The organism is Bacteroides sp. 51 (genome assembly GCF_010500965.1).
Classification (GTDB): domain Bacteria; phylum Bacteroidota; class Bacteroidia; order Bacteroidales; family Bacteroidaceae; genus Bacteroides.
The window spans coordinates 45,016-63,498 of sequence record NZ_QVMI01000017.1; the positions used below are offsets into that span (position 1 = coordinate 45,016).

The 18,483-nt window shown below is 46.1% G+C and carries 13 protein-coding genes; 1 reads left to right on the top strand and 12 read right to left on the bottom strand.

Going from position 1 to position 18,483, the window contains the following annotated elements:
- Window positions 1–399 precede the first annotated feature (399 nt).
- From thiD to pyrH, 8 genes are all read right to left on the bottom strand, one after another.
- A complete protein-coding gene (gene thiD, locus D0T87_RS13565) occupies window positions 400–1,224 on the bottom strand; it encodes a bifunctional hydroxymethylpyrimidine kinase/phosphomethylpyrimidine kinase (RefSeq protein WP_163175676.1) in 825 nt (274 codons plus the stop codon).
- Between the two features lie 80 nt (window positions 1,225–1,304).
- Window positions 1,305–2,405 carry a pectate lyase gene (gene pelA, locus D0T87_RS13570; RefSeq protein WP_163175677.1) on the bottom strand — a complete coding sequence of 367 codons (1,101 nt, stop codon included), beginning with the start codon at window positions 2,403–2,405 and terminating at the stop codon, window positions 1,305–1,307.
- A 9-nt stretch (window positions 2,406–2,414) separates the two neighbouring features.
- Complete coding sequence (locus D0T87_RS13575) at window positions 2,415–3,740, bottom strand: TolC family protein (protein WP_163175678.1); 1,326 nt, start codon at window positions 3,738–3,740, stop codon at window positions 2,415–2,417.
- Complete coding sequence (locus D0T87_RS13580) at window positions 3,737–6,769, bottom strand: efflux RND transporter permease subunit (RefSeq protein WP_163175679.1); 3,033 nt, start codon at window positions 6,767–6,769, stop codon at window positions 3,737–3,739. The genes D0T87_RS13575 and D0T87_RS13580 overlap by 4 nt, the downstream gene beginning before the upstream one ends.
- A gap of 131 nt (window positions 6,770–6,900) precedes the next feature.
- Window positions 6,901–7,983, bottom strand: a complete 1,083-nt coding sequence (locus D0T87_RS13585; protein ID WP_163175680.1) for an efflux RND transporter periplasmic adaptor subunit — start codon at window positions 7,981–7,983, stop codon at window positions 6,901–6,903.
- Between the two features lie 164 nt (window positions 7,984–8,147).
- Window positions 8,148–9,080, bottom strand: a complete 933-nt coding sequence (gene rsgA, locus D0T87_RS13590) for a ribosome small subunit-dependent GTPase A (protein ID WP_163175681.1) — start codon at window positions 9,078–9,080, stop codon at window positions 8,148–8,150.
- A gap of 111 nt (window positions 9,081–9,191) precedes the next feature.
- Window positions 9,192–9,752 (bottom strand): ribosome recycling factor, encoded by a 561-nt coding sequence (gene frr, locus D0T87_RS13595; RefSeq protein ID WP_163175682.1) that lies wholly within the window; start codon window positions 9,750–9,752, stop codon window positions 9,192–9,194.
- 114 nt (window positions 9,753–9,866) lie between these two features.
- The gene (gene pyrH / locus D0T87_RS13600) at window positions 9,867–10,577 is read right to left on the bottom strand and encodes a UMP kinase (protein WP_163175683.1); all 711 of its coding nucleotides are present in this window, start codon (window positions 10,575–10,577) and stop codon (window positions 9,867–9,869) included.
- A gap of 220 nt (window positions 10,578–10,797) precedes the next feature.
- Here pyrH and D0T87_RS13605 point away from each other — a divergent pair, with 220 nt between their 5' ends.
- Window positions 10,798–11,487, top strand: coding sequence for a lipopolysaccharide assembly protein LapB (locus D0T87_RS13605; protein ID WP_163175684.1), 690 nt, complete (start codon window positions 10,798–10,800; stop codon window positions 11,485–11,487).
- Window positions 11,488–12,036: 549 nt separating this feature from the next.
- On the opposite strand, the gene D0T87_RS13610 is transcribed toward D0T87_RS13605, so the two are convergent.
- From D0T87_RS13610 to D0T87_RS13625, 4 genes are all read right to left on the bottom strand, one after another.
- On the bottom strand, window positions 12,037–14,310 hold the full coding sequence (locus D0T87_RS13610) for a glycoside hydrolase family 3 N-terminal domain-containing protein (protein ID WP_239063669.1): 2,274 nt from the start codon (window positions 14,308–14,310) through the stop codon (window positions 12,037–12,039).
- Window positions 14,311–14,377: 67 nt separating this feature from the next.
- On the bottom strand, window positions 14,378–15,505 hold the full coding sequence (locus D0T87_RS13615) for a glycoside hydrolase family 5 protein (protein WP_163175686.1): 1,128 nt from the start codon (window positions 15,503–15,505) through the stop codon (window positions 14,378–14,380).
- Window positions 15,506–15,521: 16 nt separating this feature from the next.
- The gene (locus tag D0T87_RS13620) at window positions 15,522–16,775 is read right to left on the bottom strand and encodes a hypothetical protein (protein WP_163175687.1); all 1,254 of its coding nucleotides are present in this window, start codon (window positions 16,773–16,775) and stop codon (window positions 15,522–15,524) included.
- Window positions 16,776–16,812: 37 nt separating this feature from the next.
- Window positions 16,813–18,483: a SusD/RagB family nutrient-binding outer membrane lipoprotein gene (locus D0T87_RS13625; RefSeq protein ID WP_163175688.1), complete on the bottom strand. Its 1,671-nt coding sequence runs from the start codon at window positions 18,481–18,483 to the stop codon at window positions 16,813–16,815.

Below are 18,483 nucleotides of genomic sequence, written 5' to 3' on the forward strand. Positions count from 1 at the left end.
TTTTAGCTTTCTTGTTTAACAGGTTGGCTGGCTACATTAACACGTCAACTTTCTACAGTAACGCGGTGAGTAGTCACACTTAATACGGGCTATAGAATTTATTAACACCAGAGTTGGCTTGTTAACGTAGGCAGCCAATGTGTTTAACAAGAAGACAGGAAGGATTTGTCGGGATATTCAAGCTTTTTATCAGAAAACATGTCTGTTTACATAGAAAACGCACTTTATCTACTCCTTTTTAGCAGAAATTCTTCTTTTTGATGATTAATAAATCGGCTTTATACGGCTTTCGGGGCATCTCTTGTACTTTGAATGGATGAAAAATGATATATCCTAAATATCAAAAAGAAAACGATACGCCGAAAAATGAAGCTATTTGATCGTTATATGGTGCATTTCTTAACCTTCCACAAACTTCATCTTCTGCGGATCAAAGGTCTGGCATACCGGACCTTTGCCGTGACCGATAAATACATTATCGCCATATTGTATGGCCTGCCTGACAAACTCCCTCGATTTGGCAACGGCTTCGGGCACTTCGTGTCCTAAAGCAATATAGGTGGCTATAGCCGACGAGAAGGTGCATGATGCCCCATGGGAGTTATGTGTATAGATCATCTCGCTTTTGAAAACCCATTCCTCATCGGCTGGGGTGCGGAGCACGTCATAGAGTTCGTTTTCGTACCTATCTCCACTCTTTATCAATACGGGAATCCTGTATTTCCGGATAAACAGCATGGCGGCCGCCTTCATGTCTTCTACTGTTTCTATCGACATCTCACATAGAAGTTCGGCCTCCTGACAGTTTATGATGATCAGGCTTACGAAAGGCAGTAGCTCTTTGCGGATAACGTCTATATTTTCTCTAAGCATGTGCCGTATACCGTCGGACGAAAGCATCACGGGGTCATAAACAACATAAGGCGGGTGGTATTTCCGGAGGCAATCGCCTACGGTACGAATGGTTTCTACATCGTTCAGCAATCCCAGTTTGACAACATCCGGCATGATATCTTCTATTACCGTTTCAATTTGTTGCCTGATCACTTCCTGAGGAATAGGGAAGAGGGATCTTAACCCCATGGTATTACCAACAGTCAACGCTGTGACTGCCGTAGCGGCATAGGCACCTAGTGCCGAGATGGTTTTTATGTCTGCCTGTGCACCGTTTCCTCCGATACAATCAGACCCTGCAATCGTGAAGACGATAGGATAACGTTTCATGGTTGGGGCGAAGAATTATGATGGAGCAAATATAGTGAAAAAATGAGTAGATAGTTCTTTTTTTGCAAATAAAAGGGGACTCAATTATTCTCTTTCCGCCATTTCTCGTGCATTTTTAGTACCTTCATTCCGTCGCTATTGTACCAGGAGTAACCATTGCGACGCTCATGGCCTATCTGATCTAAGGCGTAAACCTTTACCCCGTCACGATCGGAAAAGAAAGGACGATTGGTTTCCAGATCGTAGAAGCGCGCCCATAAAGGAGGGCAGTCGGTGCACTCTACTATTCTGTAATCTCTCTTGCCCTCATCGTTGGTGAAGAATTCTTTTTTGATTCCTTCTATCTTTGAGGCTTTAAACCACTCTACGGCACCTTCAACTGCATTGATGATTTCCGACGAAGGGTTAGGGAGCGACATAAGCAGTAGCACGATATTATCCGATTCCTGTCCGCTGAGCGAAGGCAGTTCGTATGCACGGGCCTTGATAGGCTCCAGTGTAACGTGGTCATGTTGTGCGCACCATACTGTGAGTTTCCCGTTTCGTTTATACTGTGTTTTCAGAATACATTCCACCCCTTTGTCGAATGCAGCACGGGCTTTCCCGAGGTATTCATTGGGTATAAAATCGTAAGGTGCTTTCTTCTCGTATATCTCACGAAGTAGCTCCATTACGTTGATCATGGCATTGTCGTTGTAGGTGATCTCCGTGTAATACCCTTTCGGACGAGGCCAGAACTGAGGCCATCCACCATTACCATATTGTGCGTTGAGCAGATATTGAATGCCGTCAATGACTGCTTTCTTGTAACGTTCATCTTTGGTTGTCTGGTAAACGCGTGCCAGATAGTATATCTCGGTAATGGTAGCGTTATTATCAATAGTGCTTTCATTTACCTTATCCTTGGCGGCCAGGACTTCTTTTCTCTCCTGCTTATTTAGTTCGGCAGCCATATAGATGTTTTTAGGCCACCCACCGGTGGTTTGCTGATAGAGTAGTACATTTTCTGCAATGCGCGTAGCTTCCTTGGTATGGTAGAAGTTGTCGTCAAACGACTGTACTATCCTTGTCCAACTCTTATAAGGCTGTTTTTCCTTGTATGATACTTCCTGGGCGTTGGCTCCTCCCAGTACAAATGTAGATAATAGTACAAAGAGTACTGATCTGAATGTGATTTTCATGGCTGATTCTTAATTATTCAAATAGTTTGTTATTTTTCCACTGATTTGCAATAAGGATATCTCGCATAGTTTAGTGTCATACTCTGCCGATAGGATTCGCTCTTCCGCATCCAGCAGGCTTTTTTGCGCTTCGCGCATTTCAATACCCGAGAGGTCGCCCAACATATAGCGCTCCATAGCTATCTCATGGTTCTCCTTGGCGGCCACCAGGTTTTCTCTTTCCAACTTCAATACCTTGATGTTATTAAGGTAAGCCTGCCATAGGTTGCTGATGTCGGCTTGCAGCGATTGTTCCAACTGCTGGCGGGATAAACGTGCGTTCTCAATCGCGATATTGGCGTTCATGCGTTCCCGTTTCCGGTTGCCGTCGAACAGATTGATGCCTACGGTTACTCCGAAATTGAACCCAAGATTGTTTCGCTGGCTATTAGCTCCTATCTCATATTTATTGAACGTGTAACCATAGCCGGAGTTCAGCTTTACGTAAGGGTAGTTACGGGAATTCACCACCTTCAAATCTAAATCTGCCAGCGTGCGGTTCTGCTCTGCTTTGAGTAGGGAGGAGTTGGTGAGCATGGTCGCATTCCAGAGTTCATCGAAAGAAAGAAGTATGTTCGGATCAATGATCGAATCGGTGATGTTCAATTCCATATCCATGTCGCGGTTGGCCATCAGTTGATTCAGGCGAATGCGCGAAGTGTGCAGAAGCTCTTGCTGTTTCATGTATTTTGAACTGTCGGCATTGAAGTCTACCCGTGCCTGTTGCAAGTCTAACCGGGAGAAGCTACCGATATTATACCGGGCTTCTACAATACGCAGGCGCTCTTTCGACAGTGATACGGCGTAATGGAAGTTCTTCAACCTGATCGTTTGTTGTACATAATTATAGTACTCGGCAGTGAGGCTGGCAATGAAATCTTCTATGGTGATTCGTGTATTTGTCTCGCCTTGCTTTTCCAACTCTTTTAAGCGTTGCAGGTTTGTGGTCATCTTAAAACCGTCGAAGATAGTCCAGTTGAGGCTGAGTCCGACGTTAAGTGTCTGGTCGAAGATGCCGTTGTCTTTGGTCTTGTCTCCGGTGGCGCGTGCTTCTGTTTCTGTATTATTCAGGGTACCACTGTAACCACCGCTAAGGTCTAGCGTCGGCAGAAGTCCGGCGTTGCCCCATGTGGCATTGTTTTTGTCTACCTGTTCTTCATTACGGCTGATGCGGATAGAGTAATTATTCTCTAATCCGGTTTCCAGGCAATCCTGTAAGTTCAAATTCTGTTGGGCATACAGGCCGATTCCCGATAAACTTGTGCTAATAAGGATGTATATCAATATTCGTTTCATTCTTCTTTTCTTTTTGAACGGTTAGTCGAGATGTAACTATATATGGCAGGAACAATGTATATCGTCAGGAAGGTAGATACAAGCATACCTCCGATTACAGCTACCCCCATGGCCACACGTCCGTTTGCTCCTTCGGCAGAAGCAAATGCCAGCGGCAACAACCCGAGTATGGTAGATGCACTGGTCATAAGGATGGGGCGTAAGCGTTGGAGAGAGGCTTCGCGGATGGCTGTCATCTTGTCTATTCCGGCTTCTTGTTTCTGGTTGGCAAACTCTACGATTAGGATACCGTTCTTTGCCACCAGCCCGATAAGCATAATGATACCAATCTGGCTGAATATATTCATTGTAATGCCGCTGGTTATCATAAACACAAGTGCTCCGGCAATGGCAAGCGGCACAGTCAACATCACAATCAAAGGATCTTTAAAGCTTTCGAACTGGGCGGCCAGGATAAGGTAAATAAGGAAGATGGCCAGTACGAAAGCAAACATCAAGCTGGAAGAACTCTCGCGGTATTCCTTCGAATCGCCGGTCAGGGCTGTCCGGAAGGTATCATCCAGTGTTTCTTTGGCTATTCTGTCCATTTCCTCCAATCCCTGGCCTATGGTGTACCCTTTGTTAAGTCCGGCAGAGACTGTGGCGGCTACAAACCGGTTAAAACGGTAAAGCTGTGGCGGAGCAATATTTTCGCTGATAGCTACAAGGTTATCCATTTGTATCATTTCACCTTTATCGCTGCGTACATATATCGAACGAAGGTCGGCAGGTTTGTTGCGTTGTTGGCGATTGATTTCACCCAGAATTTCATATTGCTTTCCATTCATGTAGAAATATCCCATACGCTGTCCGCTAAGTCCGTATTGCAGTGTCTGGGCTATATTACGGGTACTTACTCCCATCATGGTAGCCTTGTCTCTGTCGATGCTGATGCGCGCTTCCGGCTTGCTGAACTTCAGGTTAACGTCTGCCATCTGGAATACCGGGCTATCGTAGACCTTTTGCATGAATTCCGGCAATACCTTTTCAAGTTTCGCCAGGTTGGTGGCTTGCAGTACATATTGTACGGGCATCCCTCCGCGGCGGCTACCGAAAGTAGACTGCTGCTGTACAAAGGAGCGGGCCATAGTTTTCTTCTGAACTGCCCTTGAAACCTCTTCAGCCACATCCATTTGGGAGTAGTCTCTATCTTTAATGTCTACCAATGAGATCTGCACATTTCCGCTACCACTCGAAACACGGGCGGTTACGGTCCGGGCATCAGGTACCAAAGAATCGACCAGGGCGTTGATGTCTTCTGTATAATCGCGCATGTATTCATACGTAACTCCTTCAGGGCCACGGGTGTTTATGGTAATAGACGACCGGTCTTCGAGAGGTGCCATTTCGGAAGGGATAGCATCCCATAAGTACCCAATCATAACCAACGTAATGAGTACAATCGGTAGGGCGAGGTATCGTTTTTTAAGGAAGCCTGCGAGGGATTTGGCATAGATGTTATTCATTCCTTCAAAGAAAGGCTCGGTCTTCCGGTAAAACCAATTCTGCTTTTCGCGTTTGATCAACAATTTGGTAGCCAGCATAGGCGTGAAAGTCAATGCGGCAAAAGAAGAAATGATAACAGACCCCGAGATTACGATACTAAACTCACGGAACAGGCGTCCGGTCATACCTTCCATAAATACAATCGGGAAGAATACCGCAACCAGGGTTATAGTAGTCGATATAACGGCAAAGAATATTTCTTTTGACCCTTCAATACCTGCCTCTTTGGGGTTCATTCCCCGTTCAATGCGGATGTAAATATTCTCCGTCATTACAATGGCGTCATCCACCACCAATCCTACGGAGAGTACGATGGCAAGCATGGATAATACGTTGATGGAGAATCCTGCCAGATACATCACGAAGAATGCCCCGATGAGTGAAACCGGAATTACGATACATGGAATGAGCGTAACACGCCAGTCGCGTAGGAAAAGGAAGATAATGATGATTACCAGGATAAAGGCAACGTATACCGTTTCTTGTACTTCATAGATGGATGCACGGATGAATTTGGTATTGTCGAACCCGTAGTTTGTGGTGACGTCTTCGGGTAAGTCCTTCTTCATCATCTCCATACGGTCGTATACGGCATTGGCAATCTCAATGTGGTTGGCTCCCGGTTGTGGAGTAACCACCACCCCAATCATCGGAATTCCGTTCATCTTCATGTAGCTTTGTATATCTCGTGGTCCAAGCTCTGCTTCTCCTATATCACTAAAACGGACGATACGGTCGTTGCTTTCCTTGATAATCAGATTATTGAACTCTTCTGCCGTATGCATAAGCCCCAGCGTACGGATGGTCAACTCGGTGGTGTTTCCTTCAATTTTTCCGGATGGTAACTCTACGTTTTCACTATCAACAGCATTTTTAACGTCTGTGGGTGTAATGTTGTAGGATGCCATCTTTACCGGGTCCAGCCATAAGCGCATGGAGTAGCGCTTTTCTCCCCAAATGGATACTCCACTAACGTCGGGAATGGTTTGAAGTTGTTCTTTTACAGTGAGGTCGGCAATTTCACTCAGTTCCAATAACGACCGCTTGTCGCTCTGGATAGCTACCATAAGGATAGGAGAGGCGTCGGCATCGGCCTTGGATACGATTGGAGGATCGCAGTCGCGGGGAAGATAACGTTGTGCACGTGACACTTTATCGCGTACGTCATTGGCGGCAGTTTCCAGGTCTACCGATAGTTCAAACTCTACGGTGATACGGCTTTGTCCCTGGCTGCTGACACTGGATAGGGAGCGAATCCCCGGAATACCATTGATGTTCTGCTCCAACGGTTCGGTGATCTGGTTTTCAATAACGTCGGCGTTTGCACCGGGGTATGAACAACTTACTGAAATGATAGGGTTGTCAACCGATGGATATTCGCGAACACCCAGCGATGTATAGCCAATCATACCGAAAAGGATGATGATCAGCGTTAATACTGTGGCTAATACCGGGCGACGGATACTAAGTTCGGATATATTCATTTGAGTTCTTATTATTGGGTTTTAGAGCCTCACCCCAGCCCTCTCCAAAGGAGAGGGAGATGGCTGTGCTGTAATTTCTCAGGGTGTAACCTCTTTCTCCCTCTCCTTTGGAGAGGGCTGGGGTGAGGCTGTTAGTCAATATTATCCAGTGTTACAGGCAATCCGGTGCGGAGTTGTAGGGTTCCCGATACGATTAACGTATCTCCTACGTTTAATCCTTCCAATACCTGCACATCCGATGCCGTACGCAACCCTTTGGTAATGAATACCGGTTCGGCTTTTCCGTTTTTATATAAGAAAACCTTGTCTTTTCCCATTTCAGGAACAATGGCCTGACTTGGTATGGAGATTGCATCGGATAATTCGAACATACGTACCCAAATGTTGGCAGGCTTTCCCGGGAGTAGCCGGTTGTTCGTGTTGGGGTAGAGTGCCCTTACTGTCAGGGTATTGGTTATCGGGTCAATCTGTGATGCCATAGCATACACACTCGCATAAAATGTATCCAGAATACCATCTACGGTAAAGCTGACTTTGGTGCCGACTGTAATTTGATTGGAATAGCGCTCCGGGATGGAGAATTCAACCTTCAAAGGAGATACCTTTGTCAGTTTGGCTATGACGGTAGTGGGAGAGGCGTAAGCACCCTCGCTGACTTGGCGTAAGCTGATAACCCCATCGAAAGGAGCTCGCAATTCGGTTAATGCAATATTGGCTTTGACGAGTTGGATATCTGCATTAAGCGCTTCAAGGTCTGTTTTAACCTGCTCGTATGCTTCCTTGCTGACTGCATCTTTTTCCAGCAGTGCGCTTTGACGATACACTCTGTCTTGTGCTAATTTGAGTTGAGCCTCGAGTTTCTTTAACTGTGCTTGCAGGGGAGCATCATTGACTTTGGCCAGGAGTTGGCCTTTTTGCACCTGGTGGCCTTCGCTGAAATTAATCTGTGTAACCTGTCCCGAAGTCTGAAAAGATAAATCAACCTCTTCGTCGGGCATAAGTCGCCCTCTGGGGTTGATGTCGTCGGCCAATGTATGCTCTTTAATGGTTACAGCGTTGACATTGAGTATGCGTCTGCTGTTTCCTTGTTGCGGTTGAGCTGCTGTGCTTTTCTCTTCATTTGATTTGCCTGTGGGGAGGAAACGATACAATCCCCAACCTGTTAACCCGAGAACCAGGAAAATGATAATTCCCCATCTAACTCTTTTATCCATGAATGTATTATTTTTGAAAAGATTATCACCGTAGGGGCGGTTCGCGAACCGCCCAATCATTTGCTTTGTGGTTCGGGCGGTTCGCGAACCGCCCCTACAATAATCATTTTCTTTTGTTTAGTATATACGTCTACCAATCTTAGACGAAACTGGAATGAAAAGGTTTAAAATGCCGACCGATATTTTCCTTCTTCTTTATCTTCCAGCATATTTAAATAAGAAGTATAACGTGATTCGCTAATGTAGTGTTGCTCTACAGCGTTGCGTACGGCACATCCGGGTTCATGCCGATGTGTACAATTATTGTATCGGCAATCGGCAGATACTTTAAATATTTCGGGGAAATAATGGCTGATTTCCTCTTCTTCCATATCGAATGTACCGAATCCTTTGATTCCGGGAGTGTCGATGATATACCCATCGCCAGGAACGGGATACATTTCCGAGAAAGTAGTGGTATGGGTTCCTTTGTTGTGGTAACTGGATATTTCGGCTGTTTTGATGTTTACATCTGGTAAGATATGGTTGATGAGAGTCGATTTCCCCACTCCCGAATGGCCGGAGAAGAGCGTCACCCTTCCTTTCAGTTCTTCTTTAATCGTATCAATACCTTCATTTCTCAATGCCGAGATTTTAAAGCAGGGATAGCCGATATGTGTATAAAGTGTAATGAGAGCCTCCAGATATTGCAGTTCCTCTTCATTATACGCGTCTACTTTATTAAATATGAGTTTAACCGGTACGCGGTATGCTTCGGCCGATGCCAGAAAACGGTCAATGAATATAGTTGATGTTTCGGGATAGTTGACTGTAACAACAAGCATGCACTGGTCCAGGTTAGCCGCCAGGATATGCGATTGTTTAGATAGGTTCGAGGAGCGCCGGACGATGTAATTCTTCCGGTCTTCAATTTCGGTAATGAGGGCCGTACCTTCCGGGTTAACGGCAATCTGAACATAGTCGCCCACAGCTATCGGATTGGTACTCTTGATCTCCTTTAGCCGGAAGTTTCCTTTGATTTTACATTCTATGATCCTTCCGTCATTTGTCTTGACGTGATACCAACTACCAGTGTTCCTGATTACTAACCCCTTCATATAAGTTGAAAGTTGAAAGTTGAAAGTTGAAAGTTAAGAAAGTTATGGGGATGAACATATTGTACCCGCATGGCAACTTTCAACTTTCAACTTTCAATTTTCAACTGAATTTTAGACTGTCATAATTTCTTTTTCCTTCTCAACCAGCATATCATCTACCTTCTTGATATACTTGTCGTGTACTTTCTGAAGTTTAGCTTCAGCGTCTTTTTGATTGTCTTCCGATAGTCCGTCTTTAACGGCTTTCTTTAGTATATCAATGCCATCGCGACGTGCATTGCGGATACTGATCTTCGCTGTTTCAGCTTCGCCTTTACATTGTTTGGACAATTGTTTACGGCGCTCTTCGGTTGGTTGTGGAATACCAATGCGAATGATCTCTCCATTGTTTTCGGGCATAATGCCGAGGTCAGAGTCGATGATTGCTTTTTCAATGGCTCTGAACATGCTTTTATCCCACGGTTTGATCGTGATGCTACGCGCGTCGGGAGTTGATATCGCTGATACATTGCTCAGGGGCACCATACTACCATACGAATCTACACGGATACCGTCAAGAATTCTTGGGTTGGCTTTACCCGCACGGATATGAGCAAATGATTCTTCAAGATACATAATGGCCATGTCCATTTTCTCTTGAGCTTCGTTGATGCAAGCGTTTACGTCTATCATATTTTTTGAGTTTTGAGTTATGAGTTTTGAGTTATGATGCAAAGTAAAACTAAAAACCATAAACAAACAAGTGAATAAACCAAAAACTCAAAACTCAAAACTCATAACTGATAACTAATTATGTACTAAAGTTCCTATTTCTTCTCCAAGAACAACTTTCTTAAGGTTTCCTACGGTGTCCATATCGAAAACCACAATCGGCAGGTTGTTTTCTTTACACATGGTGGTAGCGGTGAGGTCCATAACTTTCAGGCCGCGATTGTATATCTCGTCGTAAGTAATCTCTTTGAACTTGGTTGCTGTTTTGTCTTTCTCCGGGTCGGCCGTATAAATGCCATCTACGCGTGTGCCTTTCAGCATAACGTCGGCTTCGATCTCGATGCCCCGTAGTGAGGAACCGGTGTCGGTAGTGAAGAATGGGTTTCCCGTGCCGGCCGACATGATGACTACCTCGCCGTTTTCCATGCTTTCAATCGCTTTCCATTTGTTGTAAAACTCTCCGATCGGTTCCATGCGGACAGCGGTAAGTACACGCGACTTGACGCTTACCGAGCCAAGGGCAGAGCTAAGAGCGAGGCTGTTGATCACGGTTGCCAACATGCCCATCTGGTCGCCTTTTACGCGGTCGAATCCTTTGTTGGCGCCACTCAAACCACGGAAGATGTTGCCGCCACCTATCACGATGCCAATCTGTACTCCCAGTTCGTGGATCTCTTTTATTTGTGTGGCATACTCGGCCAGACGCTTTTCGTCGATGCCATATTGTTTTTCTCCCATCAGGCTTTCGCCGCTTAACTTCAATAAGATTCTTTTGTACTTTATCATAACTGATTGTCGGATTTGGTTTCTTTGGCAAATTTATATAAAAATATCTCAGGTTATGCGAAAAAACGCATCTCTGTACAATATTTGTTTGTGTGCGTCGTTTACCTACTTAGGATGTATTATTCTCTTATAGCAATTTTTAAGAGAACAATATGCTATGAGATTTGTCTTTAATGTATAGAGAATGAAATGATTAATTAACCTATACCTTATGTATTGTATGAGAGCCTTTATTTTATTATTCGTGATGGTGTTATTGCCGGCAACGTCCTGGCCGCAAACCGAGAGGGGATTGTTGGCAAAGTTGTCTTTGGCTGTAGATGATAAGTTGTATGAGCAAGCCGAAAACCTGTTCCATCAGGTGATATCTGATGATGTTGAGAGTGCCGAAATGTTTTACTGGGTTCATCTGGACAGGCATCATGCGATGGCGCCTGAGGTTGCCCGCGAACTAGCTGCCTATTTTGAGAAGAACTATGATTATGATAAAGCGAATGTATTCTATAAAGAATATGCCCGGTTTGTTCCTGAAGATGTAAATCGTTTGTTGGCTGTGGCGCGGACTGATCTTCTGCGTGGAAAAGAAGATGAAGCTATTTATACGTATGAACAGATATTGAATATTCAACCGGATAATCTGGATGCCAATATCTATGCGGCAAACTATTATTATCTGCAAGGAAAGGTAGAAAAGCAGAAGATTGAAGAGGGGTATAAACGTATAAAGTCGCCCACACGTATGCAGTATGCCCATTACAGGAATGAGTTGGACCGGACGTTCGGGGAGAAATACGTAAAAGCAAGAAGCTATTTCCAGAATGTAGTGAAGCAGTTTTCTTCTGTTGGCGCACGGAAGGCACTGGCAGAGATAGAGAAGATAGAGAAAGAAATAGCGGGCACGAAATTGTAATCTCCATAGAAGAGCACCGTTGAGAAAATGAATGACATAATCCGATGCCAGCAAACACCGGTTTGCGTTTGCGGCAAACATCAACTCGCGTTTGCAGCAAACGCAAGGTCGTCTTTGCCGCAAACACGAGTTGATGTTTGCTGCAAACGCAAAATGCCCTGCTCAGAAGGTCTGTAGAGCGTTTTGTTTGTTGGCTTTTTAGAATTTAGAGGCTTTTTTTGATAAAATGGGGTGACGAATAATGTTTACAAGTTAGAGTGTGTTGTAATATCTACCCCCTCCTCTTACTGAGGCTGTGTAAAAAATCAGAATTTGGGTACGTCATTGCGAACCATAGGTGAAGCAATCCAGTTCACAAGACATATAAGCTGGATTGCTTCGTTCCTACCAATGACAATATCCACCCCCTGCCCCCGCCAGCGGGGGATACCTGCGGCATCGTATCCCCCGCTGGCGGGGGCAGGGGGTGGATATTGTCATTATCAAATAGTTCTATATTTTAATATAGTGGCAACTCGCAATGACGAATAAGAGTTTTTACACAGCCTCTTACTTCACCGTAAGTACCACTGTTTGCAAATCTTCATCCTTCGAAGAAGGTCCCACCATGATTTTGAATGTTCCTTTTTCCACTCCGTACTTCATTTCGGCATCATAATACGATAGCATTTCGGGAGTGACGGTGAATGTAATCCGTTTACTTTCGCCTGATTTCAAAGATACGCGTTCGAAGGCTTTCAATTCCTTCACCGGGCGCGTTGCCGAACTATATTCATCGCGGATGTAAAGCTGGACAATCTCTTCTCCGTCCATTTCGCCTGTGTTGGTGACCTCAATCGTTGCCTGTACATTTCCTGTGGTCGTCGTTTCGGCTTCCGATAGTTGCAGGTTGGCATACTGATACGTCGTATAACTCAAGCCATAACCAAATTCATACAACGGTTTTGAATTTCCTGTTGCATAAGGAAACCAATTATTGGTGGACTTGTGGTTATACATGCAACGAATCTGTCCTACGCTACGCGGAATGGTGATAGGGAGCTTCCCGCTTGGGTTTACCTTACCATAAAGAATCTCTGCAATGGCCTGTCCTCCAGCCATGCCCGGCTCCCAGGCTTCGATCAGACAAGGCATGTTTTCTGCAATCCATTCCGTGCTTAGCGGACGGCCGTTGACCAGGATCACAATAGTAGGTACCCCCGTGGCGGCTACTGCCTCAACAAGCTCCTGCTGGCGGCCGGGGAGAGTCAGTTCGTACCGGTCGCTGTTTTCGCCGCAGGTCTTCTCTGTCCAATGATAGCGCATGGAGTTTTCTCCCACCACGAGTATGGCCAGGTCGGATGTACGGGCGCGTTGTACCGCCTCTTTGATTTGTTCCGTTTTCAGTTCGCGAACATTCCAACCCAAATCAAGGAAGGAATAAGCCGTTTCGGGATTGGCTGCTTTTAATCCTTCCAGTACCGTAGTTACATTCTCTTCGGGTTGCTCGAGTGCCCAATCGCCTAAGATGGATTGATTATCGGCGTTGTGCCCGGTGACAAACACCTTCTTGTATTTTGCTGCATCCAGCGGCAACAGGTTGTTCTCGTTCTTCAAAAGTACAATAGACTTACGGGCAGCTTCCAGAGCCGTCTTCTGATGTCTGGAATTGGCAACGATGATATCCTTTTTTTCCATATCCACATACGGGTTCTCAAAGAGTCCCAACCGGAACTTGGCTTCCAGTATTTTAGACACCGCTTCGTCGATTTGCTTTTCTTTGATGCTACCTTCTTTTATACATTCAAGTATAGCTTCGTAGAATTCCGGTCCATGCATATGCATGCCCATGCCGGCATCTACACTGATGCGATACGCGTCTTTCAGCGTCTCAACTGTGGTGTGATAATCGTGCATGCGTTCAATATCCATCCAGTCGCTTACCACAAAACCGTCGAAACTCCATTGGTCGCGCAGTAAGTCCGTCATCAGGTATTTACTACCGTGACAAGGAATTCCGTTAAGCTCGTTGTGAGCCGTCATCACGGTGAAAGCTCCTGCATCCACACAATCTTTAAACGGAGGGAAGAATACTTCTTTTAATGTGCGTTCGGAAAGTTCGGCCGGGGCGCCGTTTATTCCGTTCTCCGGCTGACTACCGCCCACCAGATGTTTGACACAGGCTATTACTTTATCCTCTCCCGTGAAGTCATCGGTCTGGAATCCTGCTACGGTGGCTGCTCCCATTAACCCAACCAGATAGGGGTCTTCTCCGAAGGTTTCGCCTACACGTCCCCAGCGGGCATCACGTGCCACTTCCACATTGGGCGTAAAGGTCCAGTGCATACCGCTGGCGCGCATCTCAATGGCTGTCTCCCGCGATAATTGTTTTACCAACGCAGGGTCGAAAGACGATGCCTGCCCAATCGGAGTCGGATAAATGGTAGAACCGCAATACAATCCGTTGCCATGAATGGCATCAATCCCGATCAAAAGAGGAATTTTCAGCCGGCTTTGCATAGCCAATGATTGCAGATAATTAGCCTCTTCTGCCGTTACTACATGAAGGAAGGAACTGATCATGCCCTTCTTTGTCATTTCTTCCACATCGGATGAGTGAAGATCAGGATAAAAACCCTGAGCATGGCTTTTCTTCATATCTTCCAGAGACATATCCTTTTCGGCTGTTTTCATGTGGTCCAACCCCACGTACTGACACATTTGTGCCACTTTCTCTTCCAGGGTCATCTGACTCATCAGGTTGGAAACGCGCTGTGAAATGGGGAGGGCAGGGTTGGTGTAATCCCCGCCTCCCGCTTTGCAACTTATTATGGTTGCTACCATAAAAAAACTGATACCTATTATTAAAAGATTCTTGTGCATATTGTTTCGTATTATACTTAATAGCTGTCTATTTTGTCAGTAGATTCAATACTTCCTGATCCGTTACTTGGCCGCTGCTGTTGCAAAAACCAAAACCAGCTTTGTATTCCCAGTAGGAGTATGCAATCTTGTGGTCACGGAAGATAGTGATCACATCTTTCAGCCAGTTCAGCCTATCGGTCCGGGGAGTTTTGGTATAACAGCCAAACTCGCCGCAGTGCAGTTGTAATCCCAACTCCTTGGCCCGCTTGATAGCCTTTTGAACGGAGGCTTCCAATACTTCTTTATTATAAGTTCCCAGATACGGTTTTACGATTTCCTGTTCTTGCTTGGATAGTTTATTCAAATCCTGTTGTGTTATAATCTCACCGGGGTAATGAATCGGCACGTTCAGGTCCTTCATTTCACTCCACTCTGCCCGGTAGTGGGTAAACAGATGCGGGTGATAGAAATGGAAGCTGAGAATGATGTTCGGATCACTTCCCGGAACGACCAGCTCACTGAACGTATCTACATTCTGCCATTTGTTGGAGCCTACAACCAGTTTGCGTTCGGGTTCGTTTGCCCGGAGTTTGCCGATGACTTGTGCTGCCAGGGTGTTCCATTGCGAAGCAGATGGCGCTACCGGTTCGTTTAGCAACTCATAAGCCACCAGCTTGTTGGGATAATCTTTTAGTTCATCGGCAAGCTTGGCCCATAATTCCAGGTATTTGCTCTGTGCCTTTACGTTTGTCCATAATTCCGGCACAGGACCATTGAAGTAATGCGAGCGCAAGATATGAAAGTCTACAATAATGCGCATATTGGCATTCTTGCACCATTTGATGGCGTTGTGCAGTAGCTCGAACGCTTCGGGTATCTTATCACCGTTTTCGGTAAACAACTGCTCCTCGTCTACAGGCATCCGGAGATGGTCGAATCCGAATCCGGCCAGTTGCCGGACTTCGGTTTCGGTGAAGTTCTTTTTCCGTTGTTCTCCGCGGACACTGCTTTGCGACAGCCAGTTGCTGATGTTTACCCCTTTGCTCATCGCAAAGGGAGTATAGGGTAGCTCTTCCGGTATTTCCGGTTCTGTTGTCTCATCTTTGTCGGCACAGGAGGCTAATAATACACTGCTAAACAGACAAGCAATATAGAATAAAATGAACTTCTTCATGGTTCTTCTTTATGTGTTAATCTACAGTTACCAAATCGATATAATAACCGTGGCCTACACAGATGAATCCGTCTTGCGCCATAATCAGGTCTAGCATTTCCTGTGTGAGTTGTACCTCTGTCTCACCATCTTCCGAGAATTCTACCGCATCAGTACCAGGCAGAACCGTCCAGTGGGCAGTCCGGGTTTCCAGTTTATGATACTCTGCTTCGGGGGCTACCGAATAGCTGATGCTTAATGTGGCGCCAGGCAACATTGCAGCAAATACATCCTGTCCAATCAGGTTGAAGACTCTGTTGGGGTCACCCTCGGGCAGATCCCACGATACGTAGTGGTGGCCTTCCCAAAGCACAGTCTTTGAAGAAACAACGAACGTGTGCTCCGTATTGATGGTTTTTCGGTAGAATTCCACACTGTTTCCGCTCTTCGTTTTACCCACCATTGTGTGCTCTCCGTCGGCTAGTTCGGGACAGGTGATTGTAATTTCTGTAGCCGATTGTTGTGCAAACTCGGTAATGGTTTGTCCGGCAATGGTTAGCGAGGCAATCTGATCCAGGTTGAGACCACCCATTGTCCACACTGCGCCCGCTTTTGTGCGGTCGGCTCCCGAAGTGATCAGGGCATTTCTGGTAACGTTCACTGTGTTGGCGCCATACATATAACCTTCCGTATCTACAAGGATTACGCGATGTTTACCATCCGATAGATCGCCAGGCACATCATATTCAACGTATGTTCCTTCCTCCGGATCTTCCACATACACGGCGCTGATAGTCTTTCCTTCAATAATGATGCTTTCTACCAGGTCAAGCTTATCTCCGTAAAAACGTCCCTTTCCACCCGGTACAATAATGCGTTCAAGGCCTACTTCCGGCGACCACGGGTCGTTGGGCAACGGGTTTACCTGTACAATGCCTTCCCGGTAAGTCGACTTGCCGGCTTCGGTCGAAGCCGTTACTTTGAGATTGTACGTACCGGCCTGGAGGCTGATATCAAGATTGGTTCCTGTGTATACCTCCTCACCGTCAATAAGCCACACAACGGTGGTATAATCGGCTGGTGTTACCGTGAGCTCTATTTCCAGATTCGTATCCCGGTTAATGTTGGCCACTGTAGCCAGGGCTCCGTTTACACGGTCGGGGAAGGTGGGGGCTATGATTCTCGGTTCGTCATCGGCAGTAGCCGTCGAGAACGGATCTTCGTCACTGCATGCTGTGAATGTAAAGCCTACAGCCAGCATGGCAAGTAGCATAAAATATATCTTTTTCATATTGAATCTTAGTTAATGTTTATCATTCTTCCATCATTTATTTGTCCCACCACACTGACGTATGCCAGCTATCGGTGCCGCCCATACGACTCAATGCTTCGTTGTAGTTTTCTTTGTTGTAGGACGATTCAAGTACAGGATAGCACAAGCGTACAGGGATCTCGGTACCACCGGTGAGGAACTGGCCAAAGCCATAAGCCTCGGGCGATTGCATCTTTGGATAGCCCGAACGGCGTACATTAGCCCAACCTTCGTTCGGATTGGTAAAGTGCAGAATCCATGCCTGTGTGTTGATGGCTTCCTTTTTCTGTTCGTTGGTATAACCTATGCCGTTGTTTTGGATAAACTCGTTAAAATCTTCGCTTGATACGGCTGGACAACCATAATTGGCGGTCAGGAAGTCCATAGCTGCGCGTACACCTTGTGCATAAAGGTCGGCAACGGATGCGCTCCCAACACTCCAGTTCTTTAGCTTGGCTTCGGCCAGTAAGAATTTCACTTCAGCCGACGTCATCACCACACCGGGGTTGTTTCCTTTAAGGAAGTTATTGGCCAGTTTGGGCTCAGTTTCGCGGGCTACGCTAGGTGTGATTGAAGGATTGTTTACCGCAAGTTCTGTCAAGATATCACTGTCATATCCTGTTGGCCACGGTTCCCAGGAATAAGCACCCGGATCGCGTGGTTGGAAGGCTACGTTCTTGGCAATCATCTCATCCGTCAGGTCAATACGTCCGTCGGTGCTTGTGGAACTCATGAGCTGGTCGTAATAACAACGTGCTATGCTGAACGTGCGCGGGTCGCCACTGTTATAGAGCTGGTTGAAGAACGTAGAACACAGGTAGCTGGGGTTGTTGGCAGGGTCATTACCGAAGAGTAACTGTGACATAGCATTGCCGCGATAGTCGGAATAGGCTTCCTGGCCAAAAGTAAATGCAATTTCCATGTATTTGATAAGCGCGTCGTCGCCGGCACTTTCAAAGATGCCACCATCGGCTTGTAGTGCTTTCTCAAATTCTTCCTGAGCCTTTGATGGGGTTACCTCGGAGATGCGCATAGCATAGCGCAGGCGAAGCGAGTTGGCTAGTTTTTTCCATTTTGCCAGGTCGCCATTGAAGATGACGTCACCTGTTACTTTGTCCTTGCTGGCATCCAGGCTTGCAGCCGCATCGCTCAGTTCAAGGAAGAAGTCGTTGTATATTTCCTCTTGCGTATCATAGCGGGGAGTAAATATATCTTCAAGGAATCCTTTACCGGCCTGGCTGTAAGGTGCATCTCCATAAATGTCTGTAATGATCGACATCATATAAACCCTATATATGCGGAGTACGGAATGGATGTTCACCCGTTCGGCATCATCGGTGGTTTGGTGTAGACCGTCGACAATGTTTTTAATAGCCGTTGGGTAGTATGATGTCCAGATGCGACTCATTTCGCTGTTGTCCAGCGTATGGCGTCCGCCATAATTTGTGGTATTCCAACATCCCATGAGGTACTGGCTGAATGCGTAGAGATAGTTGCGGTGAATCTCTACCATGCCGAGGTCACCATACGTTTGCAACTGTGCTGTGGTGAGCTGTGCGTTGGGGTCGATGCTGGGAGTCTTCGACGGGTCGGTGTTCATGCTTTCCATGTAACTGTCACTACATGCAGCCAGGAACAAGGTACATGCCACCAGTATGGCTGTGATATATGATTGATAATGTTTCAT

Excerpts from the sequence above, each read along its gene's own strand:
- D0T87_RS13620 (WP_163175687.1), bottom strand. The coding sequence starts at position 16,775 with ATGAAAAAGATATATTTTATGCTACTTGCCATGCTGGCTGTAGGCTTT.
- D0T87_RS13575 (WP_163175678.1), bottom strand. The coding sequence starts at position 3,740 with ATGAAACGAATATTGATATACATCCTTATTAGCACAAGTTTATCGGGA.
- D0T87_RS13615 (WP_163175686.1), bottom strand. The coding sequence starts at position 15,505 with ATGAAGAAGTTCATTTTATTCTATATTGCTTGTCTGTTTAGCAGTGTA.
- D0T87_RS13605 (WP_163175684.1), top strand. The coding sequence starts at position 10,798 with ATGAGAGCCTTTATTTTATTATTCGTGATGGTGTTATTGCCGGCAACG.
- D0T87_RS13610 (WP_239063669.1), bottom strand. The coding sequence starts at position 14,310 with ATGGTAGCAACCATAATAAGTTGCAAAGCGGGAGGCGGGGATTACACC.
- D0T87_RS13580 (WP_163175679.1), bottom strand. The coding sequence starts at position 6,769 with ATGAATATATCCGAACTTAGTATCCGTCGCCCGGTATTAGCCACAGTA.
- frr (WP_163175682.1), bottom strand. The coding sequence starts at position 9,752 with ATGATAGACGTAAACGCTTGCATCAACGAAGCTCAAGAGAAAATGGAC.
- thiD (WP_163175676.1), bottom strand. The coding sequence starts at position 1,224 with ATGAAACGTTATCCTATCGTCTTCACGATTGCAGGGTCTGATTGTATC.
- pelA (WP_163175677.1), bottom strand. The coding sequence starts at position 2,405 with ATGAAAATCACATTCAGATCAGTACTCTTTGTACTATTATCTACATTT.
- D0T87_RS13585 (WP_163175680.1), bottom strand. The coding sequence starts at position 7,983 with ATGGATAAAAGAGTTAGATGGGGAATTATCATTTTCCTGGTTCTCGGG.
- rsgA (WP_163175681.1), bottom strand. The coding sequence starts at position 9,080 with ATGAAGGGGTTAGTAATCAGGAACACTGGTAGTTGGTATCACGTCAAG.
- pyrH (WP_163175683.1), bottom strand. The coding sequence starts at position 10,577 with ATGATAAAGTACAAAAGAATCTTATTGAAGTTAAGCGGCGAAAGCCTG.
- D0T87_RS13625 (WP_163175688.1), bottom strand. The coding sequence starts at position 18,483 with ATGAAACATTATCAATCATATATCACAGCCATACTGGTGGCATGTACC.